Origin of the sequence: Comamonas flocculans (assembly GCF_007954405.1) — a bacterium.
Lineage (GTDB): Bacteria > Pseudomonadota > Gammaproteobacteria > Burkholderiales > Burkholderiaceae_C > Comamonas_C > Comamonas_C flocculans.
Genome location: NZ_CP042344.1, coordinates 803,501 through 823,282, shown reverse-complemented (window position 1 = coordinate 823,282; position 19,782 = coordinate 803,501). Strand labels below are relative to the sequence as shown.

Genomic DNA, 19,782 nt, shown 5'->3' with positions numbered 1-19,782 from the left:
CCCATGCTTAATGCCATTGTCAATACCTCGCTGCGCTACAAAGTGCTGGTGCTGGTGGCCTTCATGGTGATCATCGGCCTTGGAGTGCGCGCCTTTCAGCAGGTGCCGGTGGACGCGTTTCCGGACGTGACGCCGACCCAGGTCAACATCTACACCGAGTCGGCCGGCCTCGCGGCCGAGGACGTCGAGAAACTGCTGACCACGCCGATCGAGGGCGCGATGGCCGGTTTGCCGGGCGTCGAGGAAGTGCGATCGGTGTCGCTGTTCGGCCTGTCCTATGTGGGCGTCTACTTCAAGGACAACGTCGATATCTATTTCGCCCGCCGCCTGGTGGGTGAGAAGTTGCAGGAAGCCAAGGACCGCTTGCCGCCGGGCTATGGCGAGCCGGTGCTCGGGCCCAACAGTTCGGGCCTCGGGCAGGTGTTCTGGTACACAATCGAGTCGGCCGACCAGAAGTTGTCGGCGATGGACTTGCGCACGCTGCACGACTGGACGGTGCGCCTGATTCTGCGCACCGCCCCCGGCGTGGACGATGTGATGTCCTGGGGCGGCGAGGAAAAGCAGTACCAGGTGCGCATCGATCCGCAGCGGCTGATCAAGTACGGGCTGTCGTTCAAGGATGTGATGGAACGACTCGCGGCCAACAACAAACAGGTCGGCGGCCAGTACATCAACGTGGGTTCCGAGCAATATCTCGTACGCGGGCTGGGTTTGGTCGCGAATACGACCGACATCGGCGCTATCGTGGTGGCTGAGCGCGGCGGCGCGCCGGTCTATGTGCGTGACGTGGCACAGGTGGTGGAAGCGGGCGGTCTGCGCTTTGGCGCGGTCACCAAGGATGGACGCGAGACGGTACTGGGGGTGGCTCTCGCTCGCATCCACGAAAACGCCAAGGAGGTGGTGGACAACGTCAAGACGAAACTCGCCATTGCGCAGGCGGCACTGCCCAGCGGCGTGACGCTCAAACCCATCTACGACCGCACGGAACTGGTTGCCAAGGCGCTCAGCACTGCGGAGAGCGCGTTGGTGGAGGGCTCGATTCTGGTGGCGATCGTGCTGTTTCTGTTTTTGGGCGAAATCCGCTCGGCCATCGTCGTCATCGTGACGCTGCCACTGGCCATGCTGATTGCCTTCATCCTGATGCAGCAGTTCGGCCTGTCGGCCAACCTGATGTCGTTGGCGGGCCTGGCGATCGGTACCGGGATGATGGTGGACGGAGCGGTGGTGATGGTGGAAAACGCCTTCCGCCTCCTGGCCCACGCACGCGAGTCGGGACAGCCGGTGAACAAGACCGCACTGATCCTGCAAGCCGCGCGCGAGGTGGTCAACCCGATCGCCTTTGCGATCCTGATCATCATCGTGGTGTTCCTGCCGCTGTTCTCTCTCACGGGCCTGGAGGGCAAGATGTTCAAGCCCATGGCGCTGACCATCAGCTTCGCCATGGCCGGGTCGCTGCTGCTGTCGCTCACCTTGGTGCCGGTGCTGGCGGCCCTGATCCTCAAGCCCAAGGAAGAGCGTGACACCTTCCTCGTGCGCGGCGCCAAGCGCATCTACCAGCCGTTGCTGGCATGGGCGCTGGATCGCAAGAAGGCGGTGATTGGCGGAGCCGTGGTGGCGCTCGTGGCGGCGCTGGCGCTGTTTCCGCTGCTGGGCAAAGAGTTCATGCCGACGCTGCAGGAGGGCTCGCTGATGTTTCGTGCGACGGGAATTCCGTCGACCTCGTTGGAGGAATCGATCCGTGTCTCCAACGAGGTCGATGCTACTTTGCGCAAGCAGTTTCCTCAAGTCAAATCGGTTCTGTCCACCATCGGGCGCGCCGAACGTGGCGAGACGGCCGACGTGAACTACATGGAAATCTTGCTCGATCTCAAACCCCAGCAGGATTGGCCCGAGCGCAAGTCCTACGCCGCGCTTGGGCGCGAGATGCAGGAGGCGCTGGAGCAGGCCGTGCCCACGGCGGTGTTCGGCGCGACCCAGCCCATCCAGATGCGGGTGGAAGAGCTGATCTCGGGCGTGCGTGCCACGCTTGCGCTCAAACTCTACGGCGATGATCTGGAGACGCTCGACCGCCTGACCGGCCAGATCCAGGGCGTGCTCAAGACAGTGCCTGGCGTGGCCGACCTGTCGGCCGAGGCCAACAAGGGCAAGCCACAACTGGTGATCAAGGTGGACCGCGCGGCCGCGGCGCGCCATGGCATCAATGCCGACGAGGTGTTGGCGGTCGTCCAGTCCGGCATCGGCGGCACATCGGTCTCCACCTTGATCGACGGCCGGCGACGCTTCGACATCGTGGTTCGTCTGGCGGACGCTTGGCGGGCCGATCCAGGCGCCATCGCGGCCATTCCGATCCGAACCGCCGAGGGGGCGCTCATCCCGTTCTCGCAGGTGGCGAAGATCGAGCTCGACGAAGGCTATTCCTTCGTGCGCCGCGAAGCCCTGCAGCGCTACGCCGTGTTGCAGATGGACGTGACCGGCCGCGACGTCGATGGTTTCGTGAAGGAGGCCGACGCCAGGATGCGCGAAGCCGTCAAGCTGCCCACCGGCTACTGGGTCGAGTGGGGTGGCGCTTTCGAGAATCAACAACGTGCCATGGCACGGCTGGGGCTGATCGTGCCGCTAACCATAGGGCTGATCTTCATCCTGCTCTATACCGCGTTCAATTCGGTGCGCCATGCCACGCTAATCATCGCCAACGTGCCGTTCGCCATGATCGGCGGGATCGTGGGCCTGTTCGTGACCGGGCAGTATCTGTCGGTGCCTTCGGCTATCGGGTTCATTGCGGTGTTTGGAGTGGCCATGCTCAATGGCATCGTGCTCGTCTCGTTTCTCAACGACCTGCGACGTCAGGGGCTGCCGTTGCGTCAAGTGGTAACGCAGGGTGCCGCGCTGCGCCTGCGCCCGGTGCTGATGACGGCCTCGGTGGCCATCCTCGGGTTGGTGCCGATGTTGCTGTCTTCCGGCGTTGGCGCCGAGACGCAGCGGCCGCTGGCTACGGTGGTGGTGGGCGGGCTGATCACATCCACGCTGCTCACCTTGCTGCTGCTGCCGCTCATGTATGAATGGGCTGAGGCGCGTGCGCAGCGCCGTGCACAGCAGCCCAGCCAGCCCACCCGCGAAGGAGAGCCATCATGAAAGAAGTCAAAGCCTACGTGCATGCCAATCGCATTGCCGACGTCATTGCCGCGCTCAGGGCATCCACGATCTGGGCGCCAGCGGCCGGCGAACCGCCGCCCAATCTGGCCATCTATGTCGTCAAGGGTTTTCTCGCGCCCATCGACAACGTGGAAGCCGTCAGTTCGATCGAGCTGGGCGATGAGATCGTCAACGAATGCAAACTCGAATTGCTGTGCGCCGACGATCACGTGAGCGAGTTAGTGGAGATCATCCGCCGCGTGGGACGCACCGGCCAGACCAATGCGGGGTGGATTTGTGTCATGGCAGTGCAGCAGGCGCTGCCAATTACCTGACGATGGAGCCGTGTCCGCCAGAGGGCGGAGCAGGCACGCCCCGGCGCGGCGGCAACGGGTCGGACGCGGAGGAAAACGCATGAGTGAAGGACACAGCCACGCGGGGGACATCCGCTTCGAGCGGCCGCTGTGGGCCGCCTTGGGCTTGACTTGCCTGTTTCTGATCGCCGAGGTGGTCGGAGGGCTGCTGACCAACAGCCTGGCTCTGCTTTCCGATGCCGCGCACATGGCCACGGACGCGTTGGCGCTGGGGGTCTCGCTGGCGGCGGTGCGCCTGAGCCGGCGTCCGCCCGATGCCCGGCGCAGCTACGGCTACGCGCGTATGGAGGCGCTGGGGGCCTTCATCAATGGCGGCTTGCTTTTTCTGGTGGCTGCCTACATCCTGTGGGAGGCGGCAGCCCGCCTGCGCGCGCCACCGGCCGTTGCCTCGACCGGCATGCTGGTGATTGCGGTGCTGGGGCTGGTGGTCAACCTCATTGCCATGCGCCTGCTCAAGGCCGGCAGCGGCGAGAGTCTGAACATCAAAGGCGCCTACCTGGAGGTTTGGGGCGACATGCTCGGTTCCGTCGGAGTCATTGTCGCCGCCGTGGTGATTTGGCTCACCGGTTGGGCTGTGGCCGACCCCATCATTGCCGCCTTGATTGGTCTGTTTGTGCTGCCGCGGGCCTGGACGCTGCTGCGCCAGGCGGCCAACGTGCTGATGCAAGGCGTTCCCGAGGGCGTGAATATGGACGCGGTTCGACAAGCCATCGTGGCGTTTCCGGGCGTAGGCGAAGTCCATGAATTGCACGTCTGGGCATTGGGGTCGACACAAGCGGTGTTGACCGCGCACGTAGTCGCCGACCCGACCCGCGCCGACCCCGAGGCCTTGCGCGGCGAGTTGGCCACGTTGCTGCGCCAGCAGTTCGATATCGAGCACACCACTTTGCAGGTGGAAGCCGTGGCGTGTGGGGATGGGGTACGTGATGTTGTTCAGCCATGAACCTCAGTGTCATTCACGCCCTGCTGGCGGCGGCCCTGTTCGGTGTTCGGCGCCAGCATTCGCTGGTCAAGCTGCTGGTGGGCCAGATCTCGCCCTGGGTGGCTTGTTGTACCTGGGCACCGGCATCGGCCTGGTGGCGGTCCACCTCGTGCGAGATCGGGGTTGGACAGGCTCGGGCGTTGCGCGCGGCGAGTGGCCTTGGCTGCTGGGGGCGATCTTGTTCGGCGGCGTCCTGGTGCCGGTCACGCTGATGTTCGGGCCGGTGCACGCCAGCGCGTCCGACACCTCGCTGCTGCTCAATCTCGAGGCTGTCCTGACTGCCGCCCTAGCCTGGCTGGTGTTCAAGGAAAACGCCAATCGTCGCATAACCGATGCGTACCCTCTGTCCACGGCGCACGCGCAGGATGAGACCCGAGTCGCTGCCGGGCAGCGCCTGCACGCTGGCCGGATCACCCTTGAACACGCGGGTGCGATAGGAGCAGGCGCGTCTTTCAGCGCCCGGCCACAGCGCGATGCAGTGGGGCACGGCACTCAATTCGAGGGCGAGGTCGGGTTCGAAGTCATTGTTCGAATAATGACTTTGCCATTCCGACAATCGATTTTCAGGGAGGATTGACTCATGGAATTGCGCCATCTCCGTTGCTTCCTGGCCGTGGCTGAAGAACTCCACTTTGCCCGTGCGGCCGAGCGGCTGCACGTCGACCAGTCACCACTGTCTCGCACCATCAAAGAATTGGAGGAGGAGCTTGGCACACGCCTGTTCGTTCGGACAACGCGCAGCACGCAACTGACCCGTGCGGGCCGACTGCTCCTGGAACACGTTCCGCGAGTCTTTGCAGCACTGGAGCAAGCGCGCGATAGCGTCAAGTCGGCTACCAACGGCTATCACGGGCAATTGCGCATCGCCTTGTCCGACGGCATCACGCCATCACGCTTGCCCTCGCTACTTGCGCAGTGTCGTGAAGAAGACCCCGAGGTCGAAGTGCGGCTGTTCGAGGTGCCGCTGGCTCAGCAGATAAAGGGGCTGCATGACGATCTGTACGACGCTGGCTTTTCGATGGCCGATGGCGTGGGCGATGGAATCCTGGTCACACCTGCCTGGGAAGACGAATTGATGGTCGCCGTACCGGCGCGCCATCCTGTACTCGCCTTCAAGCGGGTTCCGATGGAGGAAGTGCTGCACTATCCACTGGTGCTGGGTGATCCAGCGGTGTGCGAAGGCCATGCGCGCCAGATCGATCGCATCCTGCGCAAGTACGAGCTGGAACCGCTGATTGTTCAGCATGTTGCGACCTTTGATCTCATGATGACCTTGGTGTCCGCCGGCTTGGCCTTGGGCTTGGCGGGAACAGCGCACATCGCTTCCAGCCGGGAATCAGGTGTGGTGGCCCGACCTTTGGCGGGCAAACCGCCGATGCTAACGACTTACCTGCTGCGTCGCGATGCTGAGCTTCCAGAGATGCTGGATCGCTTTATCGAAAGAGTGGCCTTCATTGACTCGGAAAATGATCTGAGCATCACCAGATGTTCTTGACCGACCCGATGAAGGGACAAGAACCATGAACAAATTGATGCTGCTGATAACGGCCGCTACGCTGACGGCCTGTGGTCCATCCCAACCTTCGGAAACCGTGGATGCGCTCGTTGCCAATCCCGAGCGCATCAAGGAAATTCAGCGCCAATGCAAAGAGGATCGCGCGACGGTCGGCGACGAACTCTGTCTGCGTGCAGCCGAAGCCGCCAAGCGGCGCTTCTTCGGTGATAGGCCGGAGTAGAAGTCCAAGTAGTGCCCATTGCCGACGCCTCGTCGCGATGAAGTTCTAGCTGTTACCTCGTCACGCCGCAACGCGCTCGCGTTTGCGGCGCTTTTCTTGTGCTTTTCCCAGTAGGAACTCTGATCTTTTTGGCCTGAATCGTCGCCACAACGGCCTTTGACCAACTTGCGCGTGGGCCTTGATCCTCAGTGCTGCGGCACCTCCGTGTGCCGTGATCGGAGGCAGGGTCATGCAGGGGACGAACGTGCTGTTCGGTCAGATCGCCGTGGTATTCGGCATCGTGATCGCCGGAGTGTGGGGCGCCACACAATGGACAGCAGCAGCCCTTGGCTATCAGCTACGCTTGGGCTCGCCATGGTTCGATTTTCTTGGCACGCCGATCTACCACCCGTGGAAGCTGTTTGAGTGGTGGTTTTCTTACGGCGCCTATACCCCGGAAATCTTCGACACCGGCGGAGCCATCGCTGGCGGCAGCGGCGTTGTCGCCGTGCTGGTTGCCATCGGCATGTCGATATGGCGCTCGCGACAATCGCGCCTCGTCACGACCTATGGCTCGGCACGCTGGGCGAACGCGGAGGACATTCGCAAGGCGGGCCTCACGCAGCCAGCGGGCGTGTTCCTCGGCCAGCATGATCGCCAATACCTGCGCCACGAAGGCCCGGAGCATGTCCTGACGTTCGCACCCACACGCTCGGGCAAGGGTGTCGGCCTTGTGGTGCCGACACTGCTTTCCTGGCCCGCGTCCGCCGTCATCCACGACATCAAAGGTGAGAACTGGCAGATCACCGCAGGCTGGCGCTCATGCTTCTCCCACTGCCTGCTGTTCAACCCCACGGATGCGAAGTCGGCGGCCTACAACCCGCTGCTGGAGGTGCGGCGCGGCGCGCATGAAGTGCGCGACGTGCAGAACATCGCGGACATTCTGGTCGATCCCGAAGGCGCGCTGGAGAAGCGCAACCATTGGGAAAAGACCAGCCACGCCCTGCTGGTCGGCGCGATCCTGCACGTGCTCTACGCGGGCGAGGACAAGACGCTGCGCGGCGTCGCCAACTTCCTCAGCGACCCGGCCAGCCCCTTCGAGCTGACCTTGCACCGGATGATGACCACGCCGCACCTCGTGAACGAGGAAGGTGGTGGCCCGCATCCCGTCGTCGCCTCGGCGGCGCGCGAAGTGCTCAACAAGTCGGACAACGAGCGTTCTGGTGTGTTGAGCACCGCCATGTCGTTTCTCGGCCTGTACCGCGACCCCACGGTGGCCGAAGTCACGTCGCGCTGCGACTGGCGCGTCGCCGACCTGATCGCGGCCGAGCATCCGGTGTCGCTGTACCTGGTGGTGCCGCCTTCCGACATTTCGCGGACGAAACCGCTCATCCGCCTGATCCTCAACCAGATCGGGCGGCGGCTCACCGAATCGCTGGACGGCTCCGACGGCATCGAGCGCCGCCACAAGCTGCTGCTGATGCTCGATGAGTTTCCGGCCCTGGGCCGACTCGACTTCTTCGAGACAGCCTTGGCCTTCATGGCGGGCTACGGCATCCGCAGCTTCCTTATCGCGCAGTCGCTCAACCAGATCGACAAAGCCTACGGCCAGAACCATTCGATTCTGGACAACTGCCATGTGCGGGTGACGTTTGCCACGAATGACGAACGCACGGCCAAACGGATCTCCGAGACGCTGGGCACCGCGACCGAGCTGCGCGCGCAACGCAACTACGCGGGCCATCGGCTCGCGCCGTGGCTGGGTCACCTGATGGTGTCGCGCCAGGACACGGCGCGTCCACTGCTGACGCCGGGCGAAGTCATGCAGCTTCCACCGAACGATGCCGTGGTGATGGTGTCCAGCGTCGCACCGATCCGGGCGAAAAAGCTGCGCTACTACGCCGACGCCAATTTCAAGCGGCGCGTGCTAGCACCGCCCGCGCTGGCGGGCGGCCAGTACGCCGACGCACCGCCGCTGCGCCCCGACGACTGGAGCGGGCTGGCAATCCCACCAACGCCCACTGCACCGACTACGGCATCCGCCGACGGCATCGGTTCCGCCGACGACGGCGGCCCACGCCGCCAGCTCGAGCTAACTGAGGCCGTCGCCTACGACCCCGAGCTGGCCGCACCCGCTGCCGACCTCGGGCTGCTCGATGACGACGACGACCTGCCGCTTCCCCTCCCGCGCCAGCTCGACCCGGCCATGCAGCGCACGGCCCGGCTGGCATCGCTGAACCCCAACGACGGAATCGAGCTATGAGTCACTACCGGCTGAACCTCTTTATCCAGCCCGAGCACGCCCAGCGACTCGATGAACTGGCCGCCAAGAAAGGCGTGTCGAAGTCGTCCATCGTCGCGGCGGCGCTCGCATCGTGGCTGTCGCCCGATGCGGCCGACCAGCGCGAGGCAGCCATCGCCAAACGCCTTGATCGCTTGTCGCGCCAGGCCGAGCGCATGAAGCGCGATCAGAACATCCAGATCGAGACGCTAGCACTGTTCATTCGCTACTACCTGACCGTCAGCACGCCGGTTCCCCAGGCACACCAAGACGCGGCCCGCGCCCAGGGGAAGGCGCGCTTCGAGCAGTTCGTAGAGCAGCTCGGCCGCCACCTGATGCGCGGGCGCAGCCTGGTGCGCGACGTGGTGGAGGAGCTGCATCCCGATCCGGTGCGGACGGAGGATGCGGCGGCGGCCGCCCAGGCGCGGGAGCGTGCGTCATGAGCGCCGCTCCCCAATCCATGAGTGCCACGTCGCTCGACCGGCGCATCCAGATGCTGCGCACGGCCATGGGGCCGCTGATCGCCACCGCGCTCGAAGACCCCGACGTGGTGGAAATCATGCTCAACCCTGACCGCACTCTCTGGGTTGATCGCCTGTCATCGGGCCGCGCACCTATGGGTGTGGAGATGCCCGAAGCCGATGGCGAGCGAATCATCCGGCTGGTTGCGGCCCACGTCGGCGCGGAGGTGCATCGCAGCCATCCGCTGCTGTCGGCTGAATTGCCCGAGACGGGCGAGCGCTTCGAGGGCATCCTGCCGCCTGCTGCACCGGGGCCAGCCTTTGCGCTGCGCAAGCGCGCTGCGAACGTGATCCCGCTGTCGCGGTATATCGAGGACGGAATGATGACCGCCGCCCAGGCGGCGTTTCTGGTGCGCGCCGTGCGCGAGCGCCAGAACATTCTGATCGCCGGGGCCACCAGCAGCGGCAAGACCACGCTCGCCAATGCCTTGCTCGCCGAAATCGCCTCCACCGGCGACCGCGTGCTGGTGCTCGAAGACACGGTGGAGTTGCAATGCGCGGCCCGCGACCACGTACCGCTGCGCACCCGCGCTGGCGTGGTGTCGATGCAGGAACTGGTGCGCTCGACCATGCGCCTGCGCCCTGATCGTGTCGTCGTCGGCGAGGTACGCGGCGCCGAGGCGCTGGATCTCATCAAGGTGTGGGGCACCGGCCACCCCGGCGGCATCGCCACGATCCACGCAGGTTCCGCGCTGGGCGCGCTGCTGCGCCTGGAGCAACTGATTCTCGAAGTGGCGGCGAACCCGCCGCGTGCGCTGATCGCCGAGGCGGTCAACATGGTGATCCATATCGCCGGACGTGGACGCAAGCGCCGCATCGAGAGCATCGCCCGCGTCGTCGGCTTCGACGGCGTGGGCTATCAACTGGCGGACGCGCTGGAGACGCCGTTTCCCGAGCTTCTGCCGATCCCCGATGCCGCACCCGCTGCGGCGACTTCCCCGTCCCTTGACCAACCTGGAGAACTGCCATGACGCAGATGATCGTTCCTGCTTTCCGTTTTTTTATAAATCCGGCTTTGCGCCTGCTCACGCTGTCGCGGCTGCACAACCTGGCCCGCCCTGCGGCGCAAGGGCTGATGCTGGCGGCGTTTCTGCTGTTCTTGGCCGGAACCGCGCAGGCCGCCGGTTCCTCGATGCCGTGGGAAGGCCCGTTGCAGTCGATCTTGGAGTCTATTCAAGGGCCGGTGGCGCGCATCGTCGCGGTCATCATCATCATCGCCACGGGCCTGGCGCTCGCCTTCGGCGACACGTCAGGCGGTTTTCGCAAGCTCATCCAGATCGTGTTCGGTCTGTCCATCGCGTTCGCGGCTTCGAGTTTCTTCCTGTCCTTCTTCAGCTTCTCCGGCGGGGCTGTCGTATGAGCGGCCCGGACACCTTCGCGGCCGGGTTCGAGGTGCCGCTGCATCGCTCGCTCACCGAGCCGATCTTGCTGGGCGGCGCACCGCGCACCGTGGCGATTGCCAACGGCACGCTGGCCGCCGCCGTCGGGCTGGGCCTGCAACTGTGGATTCCTGGCGTCGTGCTTTGGATCGTCGGCCATGCGCTGGCGGTCTGGGGTGCGCGCGTCGATCCGCAGTTCATGGCCGTGTTCGCCCGGCACATCAAGCACCGCCCGCTGCTGGACGTGTGAGGAGACGCCGCCATGCTCAACCTCGCCGAATACCGCCAGCGGCCCGCGCTGCTGGCCGACTGGCTGCCCTGGGCCGGGCTGGTCGCGCCGGGAGTCGTCTTGAACAAGGACGGCAGTTTCCAGCGCACGGCCCGATTCCGCGGGCCTGACCTCGACAGCGCCACGCAAGGCGAGCTGATCGCCACGTCGGCGCGCTTGAACAACGCGCTGCGCCGGCTGGGTTCGGGCTGGGCGCTGTTCATCGAAGCCGAGCGCCGCGCTGCCGCCGGCTATTCGCACTCGGAGTTTCCCGAGCCGCTGTCGTGGCTGGTGGACGAGGAACGCCGGGCAGCGTTCGAGGAATCGGGCACCCATTTCGAGAGCGGCTACCACTTGACGCTGGTGTACCTGCCGCCCGAGGAATCCCACGCCCGCGCGGCGGGCATGTTGTACGAGAACCGTCCCACCGAAGGCGTGGACTGGCGCGAGCGCCTGACCGCCTTCGTGGCGGAGACGGAACGGGTCTTTGACCTGCTCGACGGCGTGATGCCGGAAATCGCCTGGCTGGACGACAGCCAGACGCTGACCCACCTGCACGCGGCTATCTCGACGCGGCGCTACCGTGTGGGCGTACCTGAAGTGCCGTTTCACCTCGATGCGCTGCTGGCCGATGCCCCGCTGGTCGGCGGCCTTGCGCCCATGTTGGGAGACCAGCACCTGCGTATTGCGACAGTGCGGGGCTTCCCGACCTCGACCTGGCCGGGGATTCTGGACGACCTAAACCGCCTGGGATTTGCGTACCGCTGGAGCACGCGCTTTCTGTGCCTCGACAAATCCGAGGCGGAAAAAGAACTCGCCCGCCTGCGCCGCCAGTGGTTCGCCAAACGTAAGAACGTCATCGCGCTGCTGCGCGAAACGATCTTCCAGCAGGAAAGCCCGCTGGTGGACACGGACGCCAGCAACAAGGCCGCCGACGCGGACGCCGCCCTGCAGGAGCTGGGCAGCGATCAAGTCGCCTTCGGCTACCTGACGGCGACCGTCACCGTCATGGACGAGGACGTCGGCGCAGCCGACGAGAAGCTGCGCATGGTGGAGCGTGTCATCCAGGGACGCGGCTTCGTGACGATCCCCGAAACGCTCAATGCGGTCGATGCCTGGCTGTCCTCGATCCCCGGCAACGCTTACGCCAATGTGCGCCAGCCCATCGTCTCGACGCTGAACCTGGCGCACCTGATGCCCGTGTCGGCGGTATGGGCCGGGCCGGAGAAGAACGACCACCTGGGCGGCCCGCCGCTGATCGTCACGCGCACCGATGGCGCCACGCCGTTCCGGCTGGTCACGCACATCGGCGACGTGGGCCACACGCTGGTCGCGGGGCCGACCGGCATGGGCAAGTCGGTCTTGCTTGCCACCTTGGCGATGCAGTTCCGCCGCTACCCCAGCTCGCGCATCTTCGCCTTCGACATGGGGCGCTCGATGCGCGCCACGATCCTCGGGCTGGGCGGCGAGCACTACGACCTGGGCATGGATGGAGAAATCGCCTTCCAGCCCTTGGCCCGCATCGACCGCGAGAGCTACCGCACCTGGGCGGCCGAATGGATCGAAGGCCGCTTGCGGCACGAGGGTGTGGCGGTCGGGCCGGACGAGAAGGCCGCGATCTGGTCTGCACTCGGCAGCCTCGCCGGTGCGCCGGTGGCGCAGCGCACGATGACGGGCCTGTCGGTGCTGCTGCAATCGAACGCGCTGCGCCAGGCGCTCGCGCCCTATGTGCTCGGCGGCGCGCACGGCAAGCTGCTGGACGCCGACCACGACCGGCTCGGCATGGCCAACGTGCAGTGCTTCGAGATGGAGGAGCTGATGCACAGCAAGGCCGCCGTTATGGCCGTGCTGCACTACCTCTTTGCGCGTTTCGATGAACGCTTCGATGGAGCGCCCACGCTGTTGATCCTCGATGAAGCGTGGCTGTTTTTGGATGACCCGGTGTTTGCCGCGCGCATCCGCCAGTGGCTCAAGACGCTGCGCAAGAAGAACGTCAGCGTCATCTTCGCCACGCAGAGCCTGGCCGACATCAAGGATTCGAGCATCGCGCCCGCGATCATCGAAAGCTGCGTCAGCCGAATCTTCCTGCCCAATCCGCAGGCGACCGAACCGCAGATTCGAGCTATCTACGAGGGCTTCGGCCTGAACTCGCGGCAGATCGAGATCGTCGCCACCGCTCAACCCAAGCGCGACTACTACTACCAATCCCGTCTCGGCAACCGCTTGTTCGACCTTGACCTGGGGCCGGCGACGCTGGCCTTCGCGGGCGCCTCCACGCCGCAAGACCAGCGTGACATGGACGCAGTGCTCGCCGCAGTCGATGCCAGCTCCGCAGCGTCTTCCCCGTTCGCAGCCGCGTGGCTGCGCCACCGCAGCCTCGACTGGGCGGCCGAGCTGCTGCGAGATTTTCCCGGCACGCCGCCGGGCGCCGCCTTTGTTCCCACCCATCCGCAGGAGAACCAGCCATGAAAACCCATGCTTCCAAGCTCGCCGCGTTGACCGCCGCCTGCGTGCTCGCCTTCGGCATCGCGCAGCCCGCGCACGCGCTGTTCGGCGTCGGCGACATCGTGCTCGACCCGACCAATCTGGTGCAGAACACGCTCACTGCCGTTCGCACCTTGGAGCAGATCAACAACCAGATCCGCCAGCTCCAGAACGAAGCGCAGATGCTCATCAACCAGGCGCGCAACCTGGCCAGCCTGCCGTCCAGCGTGGTGGGCCAGTTGCGCGCGAACCTGGCGACCACCCAGCGGCTTATCGCGCAGGCCAAGGGCCTGGCCTACGACGTGACGAGCATCGACCGCGAGTTCGCGCGCCTGTATCCCGAGAAGTACGCCGCCACGGTGAGCGGCAATCAGATGTACCTCGATGCGCAGGAGCGTTGGAAGAACACGCTCAACGGCTTGCAGACCACCATGCAAATGCAGGCCCAGGCGTCGCAGAACCTGAGCGACGACGAAAGCGTGCTGGCTGACCTCGTGGGCAAGAGCCAGTCGGCAGAAGGCGCGTTGCAGGCGATGCAGGCCATGAACCAGTTGCTCGCCTTGCAGGCCAAGCAGTCGATCCAGACGCAGCGGCTCCAGATCACGCAAGACCGGGCCGCCTCGCTGGAATTGGCGCGGCAGGCCGCGGCCACGGAGCGCGGGCGCGAGGTGACGCGCCGCTTCCTGGGTGAAGGCACGCCGTACACGCCGCAACCCGTCAATTTCTACAACCGCTGACGGGGACAGCCATGAAGAACGCGCCCGTCCTGTTCGCTCTCACGTCCCTGTTGGCAGGCTGCGACCGGCCGCCTGCGGTGGATGCGCTGGCCGCTGACCCGTCCCGGCTTCACACACTGCGCGTGCAGTACCGTGCGGGCGAGCACGGCGGCGCGTTTTGCGCGCAGGTGGCGCAAGCCGACCTGCGCCGCTTTCTCTCCGGCAAGGCCGGCCCCGGCGAATACCAGACGCTCGCCGACCTGCCGCCGATTCCGCCCAGCTTCGATGAGCCCGCCGATGACAACGGGCCTGGGCAGGAGGACTCGCCATGAACGACGTAACCATCATTGACCGCTTCCTCGATACGTTCTCGCGCTACATCGACTCGGGCTTTGGCCTGTTGCATGGCGAGGTGGCGTTCCTCACGGCCACGCTGATCGTCATCGACATGACGATCGCCGGCCTGTTCTGGGCGATGGGCCATGCCACCGGCCAGGGTGAGGACGTGATCGCCAAGCTGATCCGCAAGGTGCTCTACGTCGGCGCCTTCGCCTACATCATCGGCAACTTCAACTGGCTGGCCGGCATCGTGTTCCGTTCGTTCGCGGGCCTGGGCCTGACGGCAAGCGGCTCGACCTTGAGCATGGAGAACTTCCTGCAACCGGGCAGGCTGGCCAAGGTCGGCATCGACGCCGGGGCACCGATCCTCAAACAGATCGGCGACATGACGGGATTCCCCGAGGTGTTCGTGAACATCACGCCCATCGTCGTGATGTTCCTCGCCTGGCTGATCGTCCTGCTGTGCTTCTTCGTGCTGGCGATCCAGCTTTTCATCACGCTGATCGAGTTCAAGCTGACCACGCTTGCGGGCTTCGTGCTGATGCCGTTTGCGCTCTGGAACAAGACCGCGTTCCTCGCTGAAAAGGTCTTGGGCAACGTGGTGTCCTCGGGCATCAAGGTGCTGGTGCTGGCCGTCATCGTCGGTATCGGCTCGGGCCTGTTCGCCGAGTTCCAGGTGCAGCCGGCCGAGCCGTCCATCGACCATGCGGTCGTCGTCATGCTGGCCTCGCTGACCCTGCTGGCGCTGGGCATCTTCGGGCCGGGCATTGCGACCGGGCTGGTGTCGGGCGGCCCGCAGCTCGGCGCGGGCGCGATGGCCGGTGCCGCGCTGGGCGCGGCCGGCGCTGCGGTTGCTGTGGGCGCAGCGGCCACGGGCGTCGGTGGCGCCGTCGCTGCCGGCGCACGCATGGCCCCGGCTGCGGCCAAGCTGGCCGGCAGCGGTGCGCGTGCCGCTGCCGGGGCGGCCAGCAGCGCAAGGTCGGCGTTCCAGGCTGGCTCTGCGTCCGCAGGCGGTGGCCTCAAAGGCGCAGCCGCTGGCGTGGGCAATGTCGCCAAGACCGGCGCGCAGGCCGCCGGGCAGAAGGTGGCCGATGGCGCGCGTTCGATGAAGGAGCGCGTCGCGGCCGCCTTCCGGCCCGATGACGCCGCCCCGTCTGGCGGCTCGCGGGGTGCAGCCGATTCCGCAGCGCCTGCAGCCGCCGAACAGCCCGCCTGGGCCAAACGCCTGCATCGCAGGCAACAACTCACCCATGCCGCGACGACCGCCGCCCACACGCTGCGCGGTGGCGATGGCGGCAGCTCCAGCCAAGGGCCGAGCCTGCGCGACGACGGATGACCACCTTCGATTCCTGATCCTCAAGGAGAACCCTCATGCGATTCAAAAGACCCCAGGTGCGCTACGCCGATACGCCGCAGCCCGCCACTCCGTACCAAGCCGCCGGCCAGGTGTGGGACGAGCGCATCGGCTCGCCGCGCGTGCAGGCGAAGAACTGGCGCTTGATGGCCTTCGGCTGTCTTGCGCTCGCGCTGCTGATGGCCGGTGGCCTGGTCTGGCGCTCGGCGCAGTCCATCGTGACGCCCTATGTGATCGAGGTCGATCAAGCTGGGCAGGTGCGTACCGTGGGCGAAGCCGCCACGCCGTACCGGCCCAGCGATGCCCAGGTGGCCTACCACCTGGGCCGCTTCATTGGCCTGGTGCGCTCGCTGTCCATTGACCCCATCGTGGTGCGGCAGAACTGGCTCGATGCCTACAACTACACCACCGACAAGGGCGCCGTGGTGCTCAACGAGTACGCCCGCATGAACGATCCGTTCGCGCGCATCGGCAAGGAGTCGGTGACGGTGCAGATCACCAGCGTGACCCGCGCCAGCGACACGTCTTTCAACGTGCGCTGGACAGAGACGCGCTACGTCAACGGCGCACTGGATCGCACCGAACGCTGGAACGCGGTGATTTCCATCGTGCAGCAGACCCCGCGCACCGAGCAGCGTCTGCGCAAGAACCCCCTGGGCATCTACGTCAACGGTCTGTCGTGGAGCCGTGAACTGGAAGGAAACGAAGGAGCAAAACCATGAATGCAGTTTTCTGTAGATCCGCCTTGCCGGTGATCTTGCTGGCATCGGCCATCCTGTTCTCGGGCTGCGCCACGCAGGGGAAACCGCCGCCGGTCATCTCGCTTGATGAGCCCGTACAGGCCCACCCGCTGCCCGAGGCACCGAAGCCGGTGGAAGTGGTGACCGTGCCCGAGGTGTTGCCGATGCCGGCACAGATGAAGCCTGTGCCCAAGGCCGATGACGCCAAGCCTACTGCGGAACCTGCCGATGAAACCGTGCGCGTGGCCCGCGCCAATGCCGAGGCGCGCATTGCGCCCACGCGCGAGGGCTACGTCAACGCGATTCAGGTCTGGCCTTTCACCGATGGCGCGCTGTACCAGGTCTATGCGGCCGTGGGCCGCGTGACCGTGATCGCGCTGCAGCCCGGCGAGGAGCTAGTGACGGTCGCCGCCGGCGACACGGTGCGCTGGATTGTGGGCGACACATCGAGCGGCAGCGGCGATGTGCTGCGCGTCAATGTGATGGTGAAGCCGATCCGCTCGGGCCTGAAGACGAATCTCGTCATCACCACAAGCCGACGCACCTATCTGCTGGAGCTGACTTCGACCGAGAAGACGTGGATGGCCTCGGTGTCCTGGGAGTACCCCAAGGACAAGATGCTGGCTTTGCAGCGCCAGGCGCAGGCGGCCAGCGCTGCCGCGCCGGTGGATAGCGGCCTATTGCTGGAGAAGATCCGCTTCCGCTACGCGGTCAGCGGCAGCAATCCGCCGTGGAAGCCACTGCGCGCCTTCGATGACGGGGAGAAGGTCTACATCCAGTTTCCGCCGGGCATCGCCCAAGGCGAGCTGCCGCCGCTGTTCGTGATCGGCGCGCAGGGCGATGGCCAGCTCGTCAACTACCGATTCCGCCCGCCGTACTACATCGTGGATCGTCTGTTTGGCGCGGCCGAGCTGCGCCTGGGCGGGGACAAGGGCGACGTGGTACGGATCGAGCGCACGGACGGCGCGCGGAGGAACTGACCATGAGCCAGGACGACATTTCCGACCATGCCGCACCGCAGGCCGGCAAGGTGGCACCCGAGGCGATGGCGCTACGCGCGCAGCCGCGCCCGGTCACGCGCCTGAACCGGCGCACGCTGGCCGTCCTTGTCGGGAGCCTCTCGGTCGCGGTGCTGGGAGCGACGATCTGGTCGTTGCAACCGCATCGGCGCGGCGCGGGCGAACAGACCGAGCTGTACAACGTGGATCGCGTCTCGAAGTCCGAAGGGCTGGACGGCCTGCCGTCGGACTACTCGAAGCTGCCGAAAGTACCGGAACTCGGCCCGCCGCTGCCGGGTGATCTTGGTCCGGCCATCGTGGCCTCGCAGCAGCCGATGGCGCCCACCTATGCGCCGCCGGGCCATGATCCCGAAGACGCCTTGCGCAAGGAAGCCGAAGCGGCGGCTGCCTCGGCGGTGTTCTTCCGCTCAAGCCAGCAGGGCAAGGGCGCCGCCACGGTGGCCCAGGCCACGCCTGCGGTGCCGGGCGCTGCCGGCGCCTTGGCGGGCTTCGATCCGCTGGCGGCCGGGCCTGCCTCGACGGCGGCCCAGCCAACCGACCCGACCGCGACGCAGAACCGGCAGGACCAGAAGGAGGCGTTCCTGAAAGGCGGTTCCATGGAAACCCGCAATTCCGGCAATCTGCAAATGCCGGCCTCGCCGTATCAAGTCATGGCCGGGACGGTGATCGCGGGTGCTCTCGTCACGGGCATCAAGTCGGACTTGCCGGGCGACGTGATCGGCACGGTGACGGAGCCGGTCTATGACTCGGCGACGGGCAAGTTCCTGCTGATTCCGCAGGGCTCGCGCATCCTGGGCAAGTACAACAGCCAGGTGAGCTATGGGCAGAGCCGCGTGCAGGTGGTGTGGAGCCGCATCATCCTGCCCGACACGTCTTCGCTGAAGCTCGACAACCTGGCGGGCACCGACCCGGCCGGCTACGCCGGCCTGAAGGATGGTGTCGATTGGCATTGGGATCGCGTCTTTGCCGGAGCGGCGCTGACCACGCTGCTGGGCGTGGGTGCCGAGCTGGCCGCGCCGCAGAACCGGCAGGATGGCAACCGCGTCATCATCGCCGGACAGGGCAGCTTGCAGGACAGCGTGAACCAGGTAGGCCAGGAGATGACCCGGCGCAACATGAACATCCAGCCGACGCTGACCGAACGGCCCGGCCTGCCGGTTCGCATCATCGTCAACCGCGATTTGGTACTGCGGCCGTACCAGCCGCTGTTCTTCAATAGGGGAGCGATGCGATGAACACGACCAAGAAGCTGCGGCTGGGGCCGCTGCCCAAGACCGAGAGTGTCAAGCTGACCTTCGCATGCCCCGCTGGCTTGAAGACAGACCTTGACCGCTATGCCGCGCTACATGCGCAGACCTACGGCGAAACGGTCGATGCGGCGACGCTGATCCCGCACATGCTGGAGGCATTCATGGCGGGGGATCGGGGATTCAGGAAAGGAACGACCGCCAAGGTCGTTCCGCAGAAACAGACCTGACGACCTTGCCGTCACTTCAACGACAAAGCGCAGCCCGAGGCTGCGCTTTGTCGTTCCGGGGGGTAGTTGGGCTACTATAGAGAAAGGCAAGTCGGCCTGCTGTTGGGAAACGTACCCGATGCAACGCGCTCCAGCTTTCTCCCTCGTCGCTCTTATGTGGCACCTAGCCCACAACGCAGCAGTCAATCCAAACTGCCCGAAACAGAGCTAACCTAGCGTCCCATATAGAGTTTCAAGCCTTGGGCAATTTCCACTCAGGGCTTGACACGAGCAATTTTTTGTTGTCTGAATGCTCCGTGGTGAAACCCTCTGCCGCCCCCGACTTTGTCCTGCCGCAATTTGATCCGCGCAGCCTGCCGCTGGTCGGCGACACCTGCGCGCTGCCGCCCGTCGCGCCTTCGGCGCTGACGCCGCAGGCGCTGCGCGAGCGCTTTGCCCGCCCGCCGGTCTGGACCCCCGAGATTCAGCGCGAACCCCGCTACGCCGTGCGTCAGCCGGCGCAGGCGGCGGTGCTGGTGCCCATCGTGCTGCGCGCGCAGCCGACGGTGCTGTTCACGCTGCGCACGCAGCATTTGTCCACGCACTCGGGGCAGGTGGCCTTCCCTGGCGGGCGCAGCGACCCCGAGGACGCCGACGCCGCCGCCACCGCGCTGCGCGAGGCCCACGAAGAGGTGGGGCTGGCGCGCAGCGGCGTGGAGGTGCTGGGCGCGCTGCCGGTGTACGAGACGGGCTCGTCCTTCCTGGTCACGCCGGTGGTGGCGCTGGTGCAGCCGGACATGCCGCTGCAGGCCAACCCGGCCGAGGTGGACGACATCTTCGAGGTGCCGCTCGTCTTCCTGCTCGACCCGGCCAACCACCGGCGCCAGACGCTGCGCTGGAAGGGGCTGCAGCGCCAGTGGTACGCCATGCCCTACGAGGACGGTGCGGGCACGCGCTTCATCTGGGGCGCCACCGCCGGCATGCTGCGCAACTTCTACCGTTTCATGGCCGCCTGAGGCGGC

General features: G+C 65.8%; 20 protein-coding genes. All 20 read left to right on the top strand.

Annotated elements, in window-relative coordinates; all coding sequences use genetic code 11:
• Positions 1-3: 3 nt before the first annotated feature.
• The 20 genes from FOZ74_RS04065 to FOZ74_RS03970 all read left to right on the top strand — a co-directional run bounded on the left by FOZ74_RS04065 (position 4) and on the right by FOZ74_RS03970 (position 19,776).
• Positions 4-3,132, top strand: a complete 3,129-nt coding sequence (locus FOZ74_RS04065) for an efflux RND transporter permease subunit (protein WP_146911870.1) — start codon at positions 4-6, stop codon at positions 3,130-3,132.
• The gene (locus FOZ74_RS04060) at positions 3,129-3,467 is read left to right on the top strand and encodes a P-II family nitrogen regulator (RefSeq protein ID WP_146911869.1); all 339 of its coding nucleotides are present in this window, start codon (positions 3,129-3,131) and stop codon (positions 3,465-3,467) included. The genes FOZ74_RS04065 and FOZ74_RS04060 overlap by 4 nt, the downstream gene beginning before the upstream one ends.
• A 79-nt stretch (positions 3,468-3,546) precedes the next feature.
• On the top strand, positions 3,547-4,449 hold the full coding sequence (locus FOZ74_RS04055) for a cation diffusion facilitator family transporter (protein ID WP_146911868.1): 903 nt from the start codon (positions 3,547-3,549) through the stop codon (positions 4,447-4,449).
• Positions 4,450-4,555: 106 nt separating this feature from the next.
• Positions 4,556-5,065 (top strand): DMT family transporter, encoded by a 510-nt coding sequence (locus tag FOZ74_RS04050; protein ID WP_255437770.1) that lies wholly within the window; start codon positions 4,556-4,558, stop codon positions 5,063-5,065.
• Positions 5,066-5,068: 3 nt separating this feature from the next.
• Entirely contained in the window at positions 5,069-5,983 is a 915-nt protein-coding gene (locus FOZ74_RS04045; RefSeq protein ID WP_146911867.1) for a LysR family transcriptional regulator, read from the top strand.
• Between the two features lie 25 nt (positions 5,984-6,008).
• Positions 6,009-6,224, top strand: coding sequence for an EexN family lipoprotein (locus FOZ74_RS04040; protein ID WP_146911866.1), 216 nt, complete (start codon positions 6,009-6,011; stop codon positions 6,222-6,224).
• 229 nt (positions 6,225-6,453) lie between these two features.
• Positions 6,454-8,466, top strand: coding sequence for a conjugal transfer protein TraG (locus FOZ74_RS04035; protein ID WP_146911865.1), 2,013 nt, complete (start codon positions 6,454-6,456; stop codon positions 8,464-8,466).
• Positions 8,463-8,927: a CopG family transcriptional regulator gene (locus FOZ74_RS04030; RefSeq protein ID WP_146911864.1), complete on the top strand. Its 465-nt coding sequence runs from the start codon at positions 8,463-8,465 to the stop codon at positions 8,925-8,927. Before FOZ74_RS04035 ends, FOZ74_RS04030 begins: the two co-directional genes overlap by 4 nt.
• Complete coding sequence (gene trbB / locus FOZ74_RS04025) at positions 8,924-9,976, top strand: P-type conjugative transfer ATPase TrbB (protein ID WP_146911863.1); 1,053 nt, start codon at positions 8,924-8,926, stop codon at positions 9,974-9,976. Before FOZ74_RS04030 ends, trbB begins: the two co-directional genes overlap by 4 nt.
• Entirely contained in the window at positions 9,973-10,365 is a 393-nt protein-coding gene (locus FOZ74_RS04020) for a TrbC/VirB2 family type IV secretion system protein (protein WP_146911862.1), read from the top strand. Before trbB ends, FOZ74_RS04020 begins: the two co-directional genes overlap by 4 nt.
• Positions 10,362-10,634 (top strand): VirB3 family type IV secretion system protein, encoded by a 273-nt coding sequence (locus FOZ74_RS04015; RefSeq protein ID WP_146911861.1) that lies wholly within the window; start codon positions 10,362-10,364, stop codon positions 10,632-10,634. The genes FOZ74_RS04020 and FOZ74_RS04015 overlap by 4 nt, the downstream gene beginning before the upstream one ends.
• Positions 10,635-10,646: 12 nt before the next feature.
• Positions 10,647-13,121, top strand: a complete 2,475-nt coding sequence (gene trbE / locus FOZ74_RS04010) for a conjugal transfer protein TrbE (RefSeq protein ID WP_146911860.1) — start codon at positions 10,647-10,649, stop codon at positions 13,119-13,121.
• On the top strand, positions 13,118-13,873 hold the full coding sequence (trbJ, locus tag FOZ74_RS04005; protein ID WP_049395578.1) for a P-type conjugative transfer protein TrbJ: 756 nt from the start codon (positions 13,118-13,120) through the stop codon (positions 13,871-13,873). The genes trbE and trbJ overlap by 4 nt, the downstream gene beginning before the upstream one ends.
• An 11-nt stretch (positions 13,874-13,884) precedes the next feature.
• Positions 13,885-14,184 carry a hypothetical protein gene (locus FOZ74_RS04000; RefSeq protein ID WP_146911859.1) on the top strand — a complete coding sequence of 100 codons (300 nt, stop codon included), beginning with the start codon at positions 13,885-13,887 and terminating at the stop codon, positions 14,182-14,184.
• On the top strand, positions 14,181-15,527 hold the full coding sequence (trbL, locus tag FOZ74_RS03995) for a P-type conjugative transfer protein TrbL (RefSeq protein WP_146911858.1): 1,347 nt from the start codon (positions 14,181-14,183) through the stop codon (positions 15,525-15,527). Before FOZ74_RS04000 ends, trbL begins: the two co-directional genes overlap by 4 nt.
• Before the next feature lie 35 nt (positions 15,528-15,562).
• The gene (gene trbF, locus FOZ74_RS03990) at positions 15,563-16,267 is read left to right on the top strand and encodes a conjugal transfer protein TrbF (RefSeq protein WP_146911857.1); all 705 of its coding nucleotides are present in this window, start codon (positions 15,563-15,565) and stop codon (positions 16,265-16,267) included.
• A complete protein-coding gene (gene trbG / locus FOZ74_RS03985) occupies positions 16,264-17,265 on the top strand; it encodes a P-type conjugative transfer protein TrbG (RefSeq protein ID WP_146911856.1) in 1,002 nt (333 codons plus the stop codon). The genes trbF and trbG overlap by 4 nt, the downstream gene beginning before the upstream one ends.
• Before the next feature lie 2 nt (positions 17,266-17,267).
• On the top strand, positions 17,268-18,539 hold the full coding sequence (locus FOZ74_RS03980; protein ID WP_146911855.1) for a TraB/TrbI/VirB10 family type IV secretion system protein: 1,272 nt from the start codon (positions 17,268-17,270) through the stop codon (positions 18,537-18,539).
• On the top strand, positions 18,536-18,781 hold the full coding sequence (locus tag FOZ74_RS03975) for a DUF2274 domain-containing protein (RefSeq protein ID WP_146911854.1): 246 nt from the start codon (positions 18,536-18,538) through the stop codon (positions 18,779-18,781). Before FOZ74_RS03980 ends, FOZ74_RS03975 begins: the two co-directional genes overlap by 4 nt.
• Before the next feature lie 299 nt (positions 18,782-19,080).
• Complete coding sequence (locus FOZ74_RS03970; protein ID WP_146911853.1) at positions 19,081-19,776, top strand: CoA pyrophosphatase; 696 nt, start codon at positions 19,081-19,083, stop codon at positions 19,774-19,776.
• Positions 19,777-19,782 lie beyond the last annotated feature (6 nt).

What these genes read in the sequence shown, in the direction of transcription:
- FOZ74_RS04000 (WP_146911859.1), top strand. Translation starts at nt 13,885, where the DNA reads ATGAAGAACGCGCCCGTCCTGTTCGCTCTCACGTCCCTGTTGGCAGGC.
- FOZ74_RS04055 (WP_146911868.1), top strand. Translation starts at nt 3,547, where the DNA reads ATGAGTGAAGGACACAGCCACGCGGGGGACATCCGCTTCGAGCGGCCG.
- trbB (WP_146911863.1), top strand. Translation starts at nt 8,924, where the DNA reads ATGAGCGCCGCTCCCCAATCCATGAGTGCCACGTCGCTCGACCGGCGC.
- FOZ74_RS04015 (WP_146911861.1), top strand. Translation starts at nt 10,362, where the DNA reads ATGAGCGGCCCGGACACCTTCGCGGCCGGGTTCGAGGTGCCGCTGCAT.
- trbJ (WP_049395578.1), top strand. Translation starts at nt 13,118, where the DNA reads ATGAAAACCCATGCTTCCAAGCTCGCCGCGTTGACCGCCGCCTGCGTG.
- FOZ74_RS03980 (WP_146911855.1), top strand. Translation starts at nt 17,268, where the DNA reads ATGAGCCAGGACGACATTTCCGACCATGCCGCACCGCAGGCCGGCAAG.
- FOZ74_RS04045 (WP_146911867.1), top strand. Translation starts at nt 5,069, where the DNA reads ATGGAATTGCGCCATCTCCGTTGCTTCCTGGCCGTGGCTGAAGAACTC.
- FOZ74_RS04035 (WP_146911865.1), top strand. Translation starts at nt 6,454, where the DNA reads ATGCAGGGGACGAACGTGCTGTTCGGTCAGATCGCCGTGGTATTCGGC.
- FOZ74_RS03975 (WP_146911854.1), top strand. Translation starts at nt 18,536, where the DNA reads ATGAACACGACCAAGAAGCTGCGGCTGGGGCCGCTGCCCAAGACCGAG.
- trbF (WP_146911857.1), top strand. Translation starts at nt 15,563, where the DNA reads ATGCGATTCAAAAGACCCCAGGTGCGCTACGCCGATACGCCGCAGCCC.
- FOZ74_RS04020 (WP_146911862.1), top strand. Translation starts at nt 9,973, where the DNA reads ATGACGCAGATGATCGTTCCTGCTTTCCGTTTTTTTATAAATCCGGCT.
- FOZ74_RS04030 (WP_146911864.1), top strand. Translation starts at nt 8,463, where the DNA reads ATGAGTCACTACCGGCTGAACCTCTTTATCCAGCCCGAGCACGCCCAG.
- FOZ74_RS04065 (WP_146911870.1), top strand. Translation starts at nt 4, where the DNA reads ATGCTTAATGCCATTGTCAATACCTCGCTGCGCTACAAAGTGCTGGTG.
- FOZ74_RS04040 (WP_146911866.1), top strand. Translation starts at nt 6,009, where the DNA reads ATGAACAAATTGATGCTGCTGATAACGGCCGCTACGCTGACGGCCTGT.
- trbE (WP_146911860.1), top strand. Translation starts at nt 10,647, where the DNA reads ATGCTCAACCTCGCCGAATACCGCCAGCGGCCCGCGCTGCTGGCCGAC.
- trbG (WP_146911856.1), top strand. Translation starts at nt 16,264, where the DNA reads ATGAATGCAGTTTTCTGTAGATCCGCCTTGCCGGTGATCTTGCTGGCA.
- FOZ74_RS04060 (WP_146911869.1), top strand. Translation starts at nt 3,129, where the DNA reads ATGAAAGAAGTCAAAGCCTACGTGCATGCCAATCGCATTGCCGACGTC.
- trbL (WP_146911858.1), top strand. Translation starts at nt 14,181, where the DNA reads ATGAACGACGTAACCATCATTGACCGCTTCCTCGATACGTTCTCGCGC.